The organism is Streptococcus mitis, assembly GCF_003942865.1.
Lineage (GTDB): Bacteria > Bacillota > Bacilli > Lactobacillales > Streptococcaceae > Streptococcus > Streptococcus mitis_BI.
Genome location: NZ_RJNZ01000010.1, coordinates 23,331 through 35,889, shown reverse-complemented (window position 1 = coordinate 35,889; position 12,559 = coordinate 23,331). Strand labels below are relative to the sequence as shown.

General features: G+C 41.0%; 14 protein-coding genes. 4 read left to right on the top strand and 10 right to left on the bottom strand.

The features are described from left to right. Positions 1-64: 64 nt before the first annotated feature. Positions 65-706, top strand: a complete 642-nt coding sequence (gene plsY / locus D8845_RS07420) for a glycerol-3-phosphate 1-O-acyltransferase PlsY (protein ID WP_125453009.1) — start codon at positions 65-67, stop codon at positions 704-706. A gap of 47 nt (positions 707-753) precedes the next feature. Here plsY and D8845_RS07415 read toward each other — a convergent pair. The 10 genes from D8845_RS07415 to D8845_RS07370 form a co-directional block, all read right to left on the bottom strand. Continuing rightward, positions 754-2,102 (bottom strand): IS3 family transposase gene (locus D8845_RS07415; protein ID WP_125453030.1). Its coding sequence is split into 2 segments (ribosomal slippage): positions 754-1,661 and positions 1,661-2,102, totalling 1,350 coding nucleotides; the frame shifts between segments, so codons are not numbered across the junction. Between the two features lie 83 nt (positions 2,103-2,185). Beyond that, complete coding sequence (locus D8845_RS07410; RefSeq protein WP_000029124.1) at positions 2,186-3,142, bottom strand: ABC transporter permease; 957 nt, start codon at positions 3,140-3,142, stop codon at positions 2,186-2,188. 2 nt (positions 3,143-3,144) lie between these two features. After that, positions 3,145-4,203, bottom strand: coding sequence for an ABC transporter permease (locus D8845_RS07405; RefSeq protein WP_000038670.1), 1,059 nt, complete (start codon positions 4,201-4,203; stop codon positions 3,145-3,147). After that, positions 4,196-5,731, bottom strand: a complete 1,536-nt coding sequence (locus D8845_RS07400) for an ABC transporter ATP-binding protein (protein ID WP_125453008.1) — start codon at positions 5,729-5,731, stop codon at positions 4,196-4,198. Before D8845_RS07400 ends, D8845_RS07405 begins: the two co-directional genes overlap by 8 nt. A gap of 143 nt (positions 5,732-5,874) precedes the next feature. Beyond that, entirely contained in the window at positions 5,875-6,927 is a 1,053-nt protein-coding gene (locus D8845_RS07395) for a BMP family lipoprotein (protein ID WP_125453007.1), read from the bottom strand. 89 nt (positions 6,928-7,016) lie between these two features. Then, positions 7,017-7,406 carry a cytidine deaminase gene (locus D8845_RS07390; RefSeq protein WP_033681962.1) on the bottom strand — a complete coding sequence of 130 codons (390 nt, stop codon included), beginning with the start codon at positions 7,404-7,406 and terminating at the stop codon, positions 7,017-7,019. Beyond that, positions 7,393-8,055, bottom strand: coding sequence for a deoxyribose-phosphate aldolase (gene deoC / locus D8845_RS07385; RefSeq protein WP_125392964.1), 663 nt, complete (start codon positions 8,053-8,055; stop codon positions 7,393-7,395). The genes D8845_RS07390 and deoC overlap by 14 nt, the downstream gene beginning before the upstream one ends. 19 nt (positions 8,056-8,074) lie before the next feature. Next, complete coding sequence (locus D8845_RS07380) at positions 8,075-9,352, bottom strand: pyrimidine-nucleoside phosphorylase (protein ID WP_125453006.1); 1,278 nt, start codon at positions 9,350-9,352, stop codon at positions 8,075-8,077. Next, positions 9,349-9,939 (bottom strand): class I SAM-dependent methyltransferase, encoded by a 591-nt coding sequence (locus tag D8845_RS07375; protein ID WP_125453005.1) that lies wholly within the window; start codon positions 9,937-9,939, stop codon positions 9,349-9,351. Before D8845_RS07375 ends, D8845_RS07380 begins: the two co-directional genes overlap by 4 nt. A gap of 205 nt (positions 9,940-10,144) precedes the next feature. Further along, a complete protein-coding gene (locus D8845_RS07370; protein ID WP_125453004.1) occupies positions 10,145-10,549 on the bottom strand; it encodes a hypothetical protein in 405 nt (134 codons plus the stop codon). A gap of 200 nt (positions 10,550-10,749) precedes the next feature. On the opposite strand from D8845_RS07370, the gene coaA reads away from it, so the two are divergent. The 3 genes from coaA (at position 10,750) to D8845_RS07355 (ending at position 12,559) form a co-directional block, all read left to right on the top strand. Continuing rightward, positions 10,750-11,670 carry a type I pantothenate kinase gene (gene coaA, locus D8845_RS07365; protein ID WP_125453003.1) on the top strand — a complete coding sequence of 307 codons (921 nt, stop codon included), beginning with the start codon at positions 10,750-10,752 and terminating at the stop codon, positions 11,668-11,670. Positions 11,671-11,737: 67 nt separating this feature from the next. Beyond that, a complete protein-coding gene (gene rpsT / locus D8845_RS07360; protein WP_001274000.1) occupies positions 11,738-11,974 on the top strand; it encodes a 30S ribosomal protein S20 in 237 nt (78 codons plus the stop codon). 51 nt (positions 11,975-12,025) lie between these two features. Continuing rightward, positions 12,026-12,559 carry a DNA topology modulation protein gene (locus tag D8845_RS07355; RefSeq protein WP_125453002.1) on the top strand — a complete coding sequence of 178 codons (534 nt, stop codon included), beginning with the start codon at positions 12,026-12,028 and terminating at the stop codon, positions 12,557-12,559.

Here is a 12,559-nt window from a genome sequence, read left to right as displayed (position 1 = left end):
CCGGTGTGACAATTTCAGAAGTGATTCTCTGCCTTTCTTCTCCATTTCATGATATAATAGGAGTATGATGACAATAGTTTTATTAATCCTAGCCTATCTGCTGGGTTCAATTCCGTCTGGTCTCTGGATTGGACAAATTTTCTTTCAGACAAATCTGCGTGAACACGGTTCTGGAAATACTGGAACGACCAATACTTTCCGCATTTTAGGCAAGAAAGCTGGTATGGCAACCTTTGTGATTGACTTTTTCAAAGGAACCCTAGCAACACTTCTTCCAATTATTTTTCATCTACAAGGAGTTTCGCCTCTCATCTTTGGACTTTTAGCTGTAATCGGCCATACCTTCCCTATCTTTGCAGGATTTAAGGGTGGTAAGGCTGTCGCAACCAGTGCTGGAGTGGTTTTCGGATTTGCACCTGTCTTCTGTCTCTACCTTGCAGTTGTTTTCTTTGGAACCCTCTATCTTGGTAGTATGATTTCACTGTCTAGTGTCACAGCATCTATCGCGGCTGTCATCGGAGTTCTACTCTTTCCACTTTTTGGTTTTATCCTGAGCAACTATGACCCTCTCTTCATCGCTATTATCCTAGCTCTTGCTAGCTTGATTATCATTCGCCATAAGGACAATATCGCTCGTATCAAAAACAAGACTGAAAATTTAGTCCCTTGGGGATTGAACCTAACCAACCAACATCCTAAAAAATAAAACGTCAGTTCATGAATGTACTGACCCCCAAAAGTTAGACAATTAATTTATCCGAAGGATTTAGTTCTGTATTGCACAGGGCTAAGTCCTTTTAGTTTTACCTTAATTCGTTTATTGTTGTAGTAATCAATATAGTCTACAATGGCTTGTTCCAATTGCTTAAGCGACTGAAATGACTTCTCATAACCATAAAACATCTCCGATTTCAGAATGCCAAAGAAGGACTCCATCATACCATTGTCGGGGCTGTTACCTTTACGTGACATGGATGCTTGAACTCCCTTGCTCTCTAGGAACCGATGATAAGAATCGTGTTGGTATTGCCAGCCTTGGTCACTATGGAGAATCGTATTCTCATAGTACTTCTCTGTGAAGGCCTGTTTTAACATGCTCTTCACTTGTTCCAAGTTCGGTAAAGTAGACAGATGATAAGCGATGATTTCGCTGTTGAAACCATCTAAAACTGGTGATAAGTAAAGCTTTTGAGTACTTGCTGGAATGGCAAACTCTGTCACATCCGTATAACACTTTTCCATTGGTTTGACTGCTTCAAATTGGCGTTGAATGAGATTCTCTGCCTTTTTGCCAACATCTCCTTTATGAGAAGAATATTTTCGTTTCTGTCGCATTTTAGCTTGTAAATTGAGTACTTTCATCAAGCGTTGAACTCTTTTATGATTTACCAGATAACCACGATTTCTTAGTTCTAAATGAACCCGACGATAACCATAATTTCCCTTGTGTTCGATAAAAATGGATTGAATTTCAGCTTTAAGCTCTTGGTCCTTATCTGGTTTGTCTAGCTGTTTCAAGTGATAGTAGTAGGTCGAACGAGCTAGTTTAATGGCTTTTAGAAGAATATCTAACGAAAAATCAGTCATTAATTCTTGAACAATTTCTGTCTTTCTTCTTTCTCTTTTTTCTCCTTCAATCGGAGTTCTCTCAACTTTTTTAGGATGGCATTCTCCGCTCTCAGGTACTCATTTTCTGCTTGAAGACGTTCTAATTCTGTCCTCTCTTCAGGTCTCGTTTTTGGCTTACGTCCCATTTTAGGTACTCTCCCTCTTGTTTTCTCAACAATAGTATACCCGTTTTTCTTGTATTGTGCTAACCAATTAAGAAGTATCGTACGACTTGGGAGACCGTATTCAAGAGAAACTCTATCTTTAGTCCAGCCTTCATGTAAGACTTTATGAATCATTTCTTGTTTTAAATCAGGAGAATAGTAACGATTTTTTCCTTTTTTGACGAACTCTATTCCGTAACGTTCAATCAATTTAATCATGTACCTAATATTAGAATTGTTTATCCCAAATTTATTTGAAAGCTTCTCTAAGCTATATCCTTGTTTTCTAAGTTCATAGATCTGAACTTTATCATCATAAGTTAATTTCATAATAAAAGCACCCCAAAAGTTAGATTTTTTCTGTCTAACTTTTGGGGTGCAGTACATTGTATGAACTGACGTTTTTTATATGCTTATTTTGATTTGATATAGTTGATACCATCTGCTTTTGGTGCAACTGCTTTTCCAAAGAAAGCTGCCAAGACAAGAATGGTCAAAACATAAGGTGCAATTTGAAGATAAACCGCAGGAACTCCTTGTAGGAATGGCAATTGAGAACCAATAACAGCCAAACTTTGTGAAAGTCCAAAGAAGAGACTAGATAACATAGCTCCGATTGGATTCCATTTTCCGAAGATCATCGCAGCAAGAGCGATAAATCCAGGTCCAACAATAGTTGTCACTGAGAAGTTAACTGAGATGGATTGAGCATAAATCGCTCCGCCAATTCCACCTAGGAAACCTGAAATAATAACCCCTAAATATCTCATCTTGTAGACATTGATTCCCAAGGTATCCGCTGCTTGAGGATGTTCACCGACAGAGCGGAGACGAAGACCAAAGCGAGTCTTGAAGAGGATAAACCAAGCAAGGAATGAGAAGGCAATGGCCAGATAACCAAGTAGACTAGTTGACTTGAAGAAGATATCACCGATAACTGGGATATTCGCCAAGACTGGGAAATCAAAGCGTCCAAAAGTCTGACTTAGGTTGTCGGTTTGTCCTTTGTTATAAAGAACTTTCACTAAGAAAACAGCCAAGGCTGGCGCCATCAAGTTCAATACCGTACCGCTGACAACATGGTCTGCACGGAAATGAACCGTTGCTGCTGCGTGGATGATAGAGAAGAGACCACCAACCAATCCTGCTACAAGCAAGGAGAGCCATGGAGTTGCTGCTCCAAATTGTTCTGCAAATTCAAGGTTAAAGACAACTCCAGAAAAGGCACCCATAACCATAATTCCTTCAAGGCCGACGTTTACGACACCACCACGTTCAGAAAAAACACCACCGATACTTGTAAAGATGAGGGGCGCTGAGTAAATCAGCATAGAAGACACCAAGAGGGTGAGCAAGGTTGTAATAGACATCTTTACTTACCTCCTTTAACTTGTTTTTTCGGTTTGACAAAGCGTTCGATAAGGTAATGAACACTGACAAAGAAGATAATAGACGCTGTTACAATGCTGACAAGCTCAGACGGTACCTGCGCTGCATTCATACCAGGGGCTCCAACTTGGAGAACACCAAATAAGAAGGCTGCAAAGAGAATACCAATTGGTGAGTTGGCCGCAAGCAGACTAACCGCCATCCCGTTAAATCCGACAGCTAAGGATGCTCCTTGAACATAGACGTTCTGGAAGGTTCCCAGACCTTCAACAGCTCCACCAAGACCTGCCAATGCACCTGAAATAATCATTGATAGGATAATCGTTCGTTTGGCAGAAATACCAGCATATTCTGAAGCATGTGGATTAAGACCAACCGCACGGATTTCAAAACCAAGAGTCGTTTTCTTGAGCATGAACCAAATAACTGCAACTGCAATGATGGCGAAGAAAATACCAATATTCATCCGCGAATTACCAGTCAACTCAGATAACCAAGGTGTCTGATAGGTTGCATTAGCCCCAACACGAATGGTCGAATCTGTACTTTGCATGAAGTCTTTAGGAAAGGCGTGGATAAAGGCATTCCCTACATACAAGACAATGTAGTTCATCATGATGGTTACGATAACCTCTGACGTCCCTAGATAGGCTCTAAGAATACCCGGAATCGCTCCGACAATCCCACCAGCAATCAAGGCAATCACGATAGTTGCTAGAATCATCAAGGGACGTGGCATATCTGGATGCGACAAGGCAAACCAACCACTGAGAATCCAACCTGCCAAAGCCTGACCAGGAAGTCCGACGTTAAAGAAACCAGCACGACTGGCAACGGCAAAACCAAGACCAATCAAGACCAAAGGCCCCATTGCACGGAAGATTTCCCCAATCCCACGCAGACTACCAAAGGCTGTATAGAACAATTCTTCATAGCCCCAAATAGCATCATAACCAAAGATCCACATGACAATGGCTCCGAGTAAAATTCCTAGAAAGACAGAAATCAAGGGAACCGAAATTTGTTGTAATTTTTTAGACATCACTCTTCTCCTTTCCCAAGTTTCCACCAGCCATCAAGACACCAAGTTCTTGTTTATTGGTTGTTTCTGGTGACACAATACCTTGAATCTTACCATCGTGAATAACGGCAATACGGTCTGAGACGTTTAAAATCTCATCTAGTTCAAAGCTGACAACAAGGACAGCCTTCCCATTATCACGCTCTTCAATCAAGCGTTTGTGGATATATTCAATGGCACCGACATCCAACCCACGAGTTGGCTGGCTGACGATAAGGAGATCAGGATCTCGATCAATTTCACGAGCAATAATTGCTTTTTGTTGATTTCCTCCTGAGAGTGCAGCTGCAGGAACAAATTCGCTTGCAGCACGAACATCAAATTCTTCCATTAGCTTTTTAGCATAAGAAGTAATATTTGAATAGTTCAAAATTCCATTTTTACTATGTGGTTCTTTATAGTAGGTTTGAAGGGCAATATTTTCAGAAATCATCATTTCCAAAATCAAGCCATCACGGTGACGGTCTTCTGGAACGTGCCCAACACTCAACTCTGTAATCTGACGTGGGTGCAAGCCTACAATTGAATCTCCTTTTAGCTCAATGCTACCAGATTCAACCTTGCGAAGACCTGTAATGGCTTGAATCAGTTCAGACTGACCATTTCCATCAATCCCCGCAATCCCAACAATCTCTCCCGCACGAACATCCAAGGATAGATTTTTAACAGCTGGGACACCGCGGTTTTCATTGACCACCAAGTCTTTAATAGACAAGACCACTTCTTTTGGTTGAGAGGCTTGCTTCTCTGTTTTAAAGGAAACAGAACGTCCTACCATCATTTCTGCCAAATCAGCATTAGTAGCTCCTGCGATTTCTACAGTTTCAATTGATTTCCCACGACGGATAACTGTAACGCGGTCAGAAACTGCGCGAATCTCGTCCAACTTGTGGGTGATCAAGATAATTGATTTTCCTTCTTTGACAAGATTTTTCATAATAGCCATCAACTCATCAATTTCTGATGGAGTCAAAACGGCCGTTGGTTCGTCAAAGATAAGGATATCAGCCCCCCGATAAAGGGTTTTTAAAATTTCTACACGTTGTTGGGCTCCAACTGAGATATCTGCCACCTTGGCAGAAGGGTCAACAGCTAAGCCATAACGTTCAGAAAGAGCCTTGATTTCTTTGCTAGCTCCAGCGATATCTAGCACACCATTTTTAGTCAATTCACTACCTAAAATGATGTTTTCAGCCACTGTGAAGGCTTCTACCAACATAAAGTGCTGGTGAACCATTCCGATTCCCAAGCCAGCTGCTTTAGATGGGGAGTCGAGGTTGACAACTTGACCGTTGACCGCGATTTCACCACTAGTTGGTTCAAGAAGGCCTGCTAACATGTTCATGAGCGTGGACTTACCAGCCCCATTTTCTCCTAAAAGTGCATGAATTTCACCTTTTCGTAGGTGCAGGTTGATTTTGTCGTTGGCAACAAATTCACCAAACACCTTGGTAATATCACGCATCTCAATGACATTTTCGTGTGCCATGTGCTCTTCCTTTCAGAGTCTTATTTTATTTCAATAAAACTTGCTAGTTTATCTAGTAGCAAGCTTTACTGAGACAAAATGACTTTGTCTCAACTCTTAAAAAAGCGGCCGAGGGCCGCTTCCTAAGAAATGACTTCCATCCATTATTTTTCAGGAACTTTTACGCTTCCATCAAGGATTTTAGCTTTAGCAGCTTCGACAGCTTTTTTACCTTCTTCTGAAAGGTTTGTTACTGCCAAGTCAACCCCTTTATCTTTCAATGAGTAAACGATCACTTGACCGCCAGGGAATTCACCTTTTTCTGCCTTGTTAGCAATATCTTTTACAGTTGTACCAACTTGTTTCAAAGTAGATACAAGAACAAAATTTGATTCTTTACCATCTTTAGAAGTGTATTTACCTTCTGCTTCTTGGTCACGGTCAACACCGATAACCCAAACTTTTTCACCTTCAGGACGGCTTTCGTTGAGTGATTTTGCTTCTGCAAAGACACCAGCACCTGTTCCACCTGCTGCTTGGTAAACAACGTCTGCACCAGCTGCGTATTGTGCCGCTGCAATTGTTTTACCTTTAGCAGCATCACCAAATGAACCAGCATAGTCAACTTGTACTTTGATAGATGGATCTACTGACTCAACACCAGCTTTAAATCCAGCTGCAAAACGTGAGATAACTTCAGACTCAATACCACCTACAAAACCAACTTGTTTTGTTTTAGTTGTTTTAGCCGCTGCAACACCCGCAAGGTAAGCAGCTTCGTTATCAGCAAACGTTACGCTAGCAACATTCTTTTGATCTTTAATCACATCATCAATCAAGACATAGTTCAAATCAGAGTGGTCTTTTGCTGCTTCTTCAACCGCATTGTGAAGGGCAAAACCAACACCGAAGATTAGGTTGTAACTTCCAGCCGCTTGTTGCAAGTTGTTAGCGTAGTCAGCTTCACTTGTTGATTGGAAGTAAGTGAAACCTTTATCTTTTGAAAGATTATGTTCTTTACCCCAGTCTTGCAAACCTTCCCAAGCTGATTGGTTGAATGATTTGTCATCAACACCACCAGTATCAGTGACGATTGCTGCTTTTGTCTTCACATCAGAAGATGAAGCTGCGTTACGAGAAGAGCGGTTACCACATGCAGCAAGTCCGACTGCTGCCACTGCAACTAGACCAAGGCCTAGCCATTGTTTCTTGTTCATTACTGAACCTCCTAAATAAGATGTGCAACGATGTTGCAAGTATGGATTTGTTGGCCACAAGGACCGTGCCACTCAGAGAGCGACTCAGACTAGTTTAAGTCTGTAAAAGAGTATGGAAGTAATTCCCCGACCGTCATCTCGACCGTCGATTTATCTTTTGCGACTAAGGTCACTTTTAGATCTTGTTCAAAAAATTCAGCCATCACTTGGCGACAAGCGCCACATGGTGAAATTGGTTTTTCAGTCTGTCCATAGACAATCAATTCTGAAAACTCTCTTTGACCTTCAGAAACTGCTTTAAAAATCGCCGTACGCTCTCCACAGTTGGTCAAAGAATAACTAGCATTCTCGATATTGACACCTGTATAAGTGCTACCATCTTTCGCCACTAAAACAGCTCCGACTGGAAAATGAGAATAGGGTACATAGGCTTGCTTGCTGGTTTCAATTGCTAGTTCAATCAACTCAGTAGTCGCCATCTGCCAGTTCTCCTTTTAAAATGGCTACCCCAGCTGACGTTCCGATACGGGTCGCCCCTGCTTCCACAAAGGAAAGAGCATCTGCATAAGAACGAGCTCCACCAGCAGCCTTGACTCCCATATCAGGTCCAACAGTTTCACGCATTAATGTAACATCTTCTACCGTAGCACCACCAGTTGAAAAGCCAGTTGAAGTTTTCACGAAGTCAGCTCCCGCTTTTTGGGCCAATTGGCAAGCCACAACTTTTTCTTGGTCTGTAAGAAGGCAAGCTTCAATAATGACTTTCACTAACTTGTCACCACTTGCTTCCACTACTGCGCGAATATCTGACTCAACCAAGGATAAATTACCTGATTTGAGAGCCCCAACATTGATCACCATATCAATCTCATCTGCACCATTCTGGATAACTTCTTTTGTTTCAAATGCTTTCACAGCTGAAGTTGTTGCTCCCAAGGGGAAACCTACTACTGTGCAGACCTTGACATCTGTACCTTCAAGCCCTTTTTTGGCATGTTCAACCCAGGTCGGATTAACGCAAACACTGGCAAAATCATACTCTCTAGCTTCAGACAACAAACAATCAATTTGATTTTCTGTTGCATCTTGTTTCAAAAGCGTATGATCGATATATTTATTTAATTTCATATTCGGATTCTCCTGCGGTTTATGAGATAATTTCTATAATTTCTCGTAAACTTTGCACCCTATCATTTATTTTAACATATTTTTGAAAATCTGTAACTAGCTGAGGAGAAATTTTTCCATTTGTGTATACTTTTGCAACAATTTCTCCCTGTTGAACGGAATCTCCAACTTTCTTTTCAAAAACAATTCCTGTTTCATAGTCCAAGGCATCAGACTTGACTGCACGGCCTGCCCCCAGTCTCATAGCATAAAGCCCAAATTCCATAGCTGGAAGAGCTGAAATGATACCCGTTTCCTGAGCAGGGATTTCCACCACATGGGCTACATTTACAGGACGATAGAGGTCTTCCAAGTCTCCGCCTTGGGCTTGGACCATCTCCTCAAACTTAGCAAGCGCTTGGCCATTTTCAAGATGTTGGCGAACTTCTTCAACTGTTTTATTTACATTTGCCAGGTCAAGCATAATTTGAGCCAATTCACAGATGAAGTGGGTAATATCCTGACGGCCTTGCCCTTGTAAAATCTCCAATGCTTCAAGGATCTCCAGACGATTTCCAATAGCTCGTCCCAAGGGCTGACTCATATCCGTAATCACTGCTACCGTCTTTCGACCAACAGCCTTACCAAGATCCACCATGGTTTGAGCCAATTCGCGCGCCTCATCAACCGTCTTCATGAAAGCACCTTCTCCGACAGTTACGTCTAGCAAAATAGCATCCGCCCCTGCCGCAATTTTCTTGCTCATCACCGAACTCGCAATCAAAGGAATCGTGTCGACAGTTGCGGTCACATCACGAAGAGCATAGAGAAGCTTATCCGCTTTGACTAGCTGGTCTGATTGCCCAATGACAGATACTCCAATATCCTGAACCTGACGAATAAAATCTTCTTGACTACGTTCCACTTGATAGCCCTTAACGGACTCCAACTTATCAATTGTTCCGCCAGTATGGCCGAGACCACGACCACTCATTTTTGCCACAGGAACACCAAAGCTTGCAACAAGAGGAGCCAAAATCAAGGTCACCTTATCACCAACACCACCCGTAGAATGCTTGTCAACCTTAACCCCATCAATAGCTGATAAATCAAACTCTTGACCTGTCTGAACCATTTTCATGGTCAAATCAGATATTTCTCGAGTCGTCATTCCTTTGAAATAAACTGCCATAGCAAAGGCAGACATCTGATAATCAGGGACAGTTCCTAACACATAGCCTTCAACTAACCACTCAATTTCACTCGAAGTCAGCTCTTGACCATCTCGTTTCTTTTGGATTAAATCAACTGCTCTCATTCTTTCACACTTCTAAGGATATAGTATCCCTTATCTTTTTTGACGATTTCACAATTGCCAAACACTTCCTCCATCTTTGACTTGGCGCTTGGAGCCCCTTGTTTTTTCTGGATAACAATTGTTAAATCCCCACCAGTTTCCAAGAAATCTTTACTTTTCTCAATGATTTCATGAACCACTTGCTTGCCCGCACGGATAGGAGGATTGGAAATGACATGGTCAAATTCCCCTTCAACTTGTTCATAGATGTTGGACTGGAAAATCGTCGCTTCTACTTTATTTCGTTCAGCATTTTGTCGCGCCAAATCCAAGGCACGATTATTGATATCGACCATGGTCGCCTGAACTCCATAAGCCTTAGCCAAGGACAAGCCCAAAGGCCCATAACCACAGCCTACATCAAGGACAGTCTCGCCTTGGTTGACCTCTAGACACTTGAGCAAAAGTTGACTGCCAAAGTCAACCATTTTCTTGCTAAAAACACCAGCATCCGTCAAAAAGGTCATTTTTTCTCCCAACAATTCCACTCTCAACTCATGAATGTCGTGAGCAGCATCAGGATTTTCTGCATAATACATTTTACTCATGAAACTATTTTACCATAATTTGACTTAAATTGTAAATCGTTTACAAATTGATAATAAAACGAAAAAGACTGAAGAAAACTAGTCAAGAAGACCTTTTCTTCAATCACTTTAAACACTTATAAATAATAAGCCATTTAGAACTAGAAATATCATAATCAGGATAAAACAACAAATTTATCATCTATAATTAGGCTCATTTTTATGACTATTGCTTAACCTTCAAATACTTTATTATCAACAAAATTCCCAACAGGATGTTTAGATAAAAGCCCAACTGATACGTTTTTGTCAGGAATTCCAAACTTGTCCAAAGTCGTATCAAATCTTCTAGCGACATGCGGAAGAAATAACCCTCTGTAGCAATCCATAGAACTAAAAAGAAATAACTACCAGCAGCAAGCCATTTCGTCCACCGTTTTTTTAGGAAGAAAGCAATCAAGAGCGAACAGATAAAGATAGCTGTTACAATGGCATGTTCCATCAAAAAAGTAAAACCGTAATAGGTTTCCACAAAACGTCTACCATTATCCGCATTCGCTCCTTTTAAAAAAGGTAGTGCAAAACTTAAAATAAAACAGAGTTCCAATATGTAACGTTTTAAGATTTTCATGACACACCTCCTATAAGTTGTGAATCCCAAAGCCCCCTTTATTAGCTTATAAGTCAGGAGAAAGTAGCTCCTACTTCATCAATAAATTGTTCATCCTCTATCTACTTATATTATATACTATTGACTTAACACATTCAAGAAACCGCTTTATTTTTTTAGCTTTTTATGGTATGATAGACAAAATATCTAGGGGAAAACAAATGACCAACGAATTTTTACATTTTGAAAAAATCAGCCGCCAGACTTGGCAATCGTTACATCGAAAGACAACACCTCCTTTGACAGAAGAGGAATTAGAATCCATCAAGAGTTTTAATGACCAGATTAGCCTGCAGGATGTTACCGATGTCTATCTCCCCCTAGCCCATCTCATCCAGATTTACAAGCGTACCAAGGATGATTTGGCCTTTTCAAAAGGGATTTTCCTTCAACGTGAAAGCAAGTCCCAGCCTTTTATCATTGGGGTTTCTGGGAGTGTTGCCGTTGGAAAATCCACAACCAGTCGCCTACTTCAAATCCTACTGTCCCGTACGCTTACAGATGCTAGGGTTGAGTTGGTAACAACTGATGGCTTTCTCTATCCCAACCAGACCTTGATTGAGCAAGGAATTCTAAATCGTAAGGGATTTCCTGAAAGCTATGATATGGAAGCTCTTCTCAACTTCTTGGACCGCATCAAAAATGGACAAGATGTAGATATTCCTGTCTATTCTCATGAAGTCTACGACATCGTACCTGAGGAAAAACAAAGCGTCAAAGCTGCAGACTTTGTAATTGTTGAGGGGATTAATGTCTTTCAGAATCCACAAAACGAGCGTCTCTATATCACTGACTTCTTTGACTTTTCAATCTATGTTGATGCCTCAGTAGATGACATCGAGAGTTGGTATCTTGATCGTTTCTTGAAAATGCTGAGCCTAGCTCAAAACGACCCTGATAGCTACTACTATCGTTTTACTCAAATGCCGATTGGGGAAGTGGAAGCCTTTGCCCATCAGGTCTGGACCAGTATCAATCTCACAAATCTGCAAAATTATATTGAACCAACTAGAAATCGTGCGGAAGTGATTCTTCATAAAACAAAGAACCATGAAATCGATGAAATTTACTTAAAAAAATAATTTTCCCTTGTCAAAACGTAAGTTTTCAGATATAATAGTATAGTTAGTAAATATGGAGGTAAGAACATTGGCAAACATTAAATCAGCTATCAAACGCGCTGAATTGAACGTTAAACAAAACGAAAAGAACTCAGCTCAAAAATCAGCTATGCGTACTGCTATCAAAGCTTTCGAAGCAAACCCATCTGAAGAACTTTTCCGTGCTGCTAGCTCAGCTATCGATAAAGCAGAAACTAAAGGTTTGATTCACAAAAACAAAGCAAGCCGCGACAAAGCTCGTCTTTCAGCTAAACTTGCTAAATAAGAAACAGTCCATGAGGCTGTTTTTTTGTCCCCAAATAGGAAAAGGTAGAAAATGAAAATCGCAATTATCGGATATTCTGGTGCTGGTAAGTCAACTCTAGCCGAAAAGTTGTCTCACTGCTACTCCATCCCCAAACTACATATGGACACACTCCAATTTCAGCCTGGTTGGCAAGACAGTGACCGTGAATGGATGTTGGATGAGATGAAAAAATTTCTCACCAAGCATGAAGCTTGGGTTATTGATGGCAATTATTCTTGGTGTTTCTATGAGGAAAGAATGCAGGAAGCTGACCAAATCATCTTTCTCAACTTTTCACCATGGACCTGTCTATTTCGAGCCTTTAAACGTTATCTCACATACCGAGGCAAGGTCAGAGAAAGTATGGCAGCTGGTTGTCAAGAACAATTTAATTGGGAGTTTATCAGATGGATTCTCTGGGATGGACGGAGCAAATCCGCTAAGGAACGCTACAAATGGGTTCAAGAAACTTATCTAGATAAAGTCTTCATCCTCAGATCACAAAAGGAGATAGACCACTTCTTAGAAAATCTCGCACATAACAAGAAAAACCAACGTGGATAA

Excerpts from the sequence above, each read along its gene's own strand:
- D8845_RS07355 (WP_125453002.1), top strand. The coding sequence starts at position 12,026 with ATGAAAATCGCAATTATCGGATATTCTGGTGCTGGTAAGTCAACTCTA.
- D8845_RS07405 (WP_000038670.1), bottom strand. The coding sequence starts at position 4,203 with ATGTCTAAAAAATTACAACAAATTTCGGTTCCCTTGATTTCTGTCTTT.
- D8845_RS07375 (WP_125453005.1), bottom strand. The coding sequence starts at position 9,939 with ATGAGTAAAATGTATTATGCAGAAAATCCTGATGCTGCTCACGACATT.
- D8845_RS07380 (WP_125453006.1), bottom strand. The coding sequence starts at position 9,352 with ATGAGAGCAGTTGATTTAATCCAAAAGAAACGAGATGGTCAAGAGCTG.
- D8845_RS07370 (WP_125453004.1), bottom strand. The coding sequence starts at position 10,549 with ATGAAAATCTTAAAACGTTACATATTGGAACTCTGTTTTATTTTAAGT.
- D8845_RS07400 (WP_125453008.1), bottom strand. The coding sequence starts at position 5,731 with ATGGCACACGAAAATGTCATTGAGATGCGTGATATTACCAAGGTGTTT.
- plsY (WP_125453009.1), top strand. The coding sequence starts at position 65 with ATGATGACAATAGTTTTATTAATCCTAGCCTATCTGCTGGGTTCAATT.
- coaA (WP_125453003.1), top strand. The coding sequence starts at position 10,750 with ATGACCAACGAATTTTTACATTTTGAAAAAATCAGCCGCCAGACTTGG.
- D8845_RS07395 (WP_125453007.1), bottom strand. The coding sequence starts at position 6,927 with ATGAACAAGAAACAATGGCTAGGCCTTGGTCTAGTTGCAGTGGCAGCA.
- D8845_RS07410 (WP_000029124.1), bottom strand. The coding sequence starts at position 3,142 with ATGTCTATTACAACCTTGCTCACCCTCTTGGTGTCTTCTATGCTGATT.
- D8845_RS07390 (WP_033681962.1), bottom strand. The coding sequence starts at position 7,406 with ATGGCGACTACTGAGTTGATTGAACTAGCAATTGAAACCAGCAAGCAA.
- deoC (WP_125392964.1), bottom strand. The coding sequence starts at position 8,055 with ATGAAATTAAATAAATATATCGATCATACGCTTTTGAAACAAGATGCA.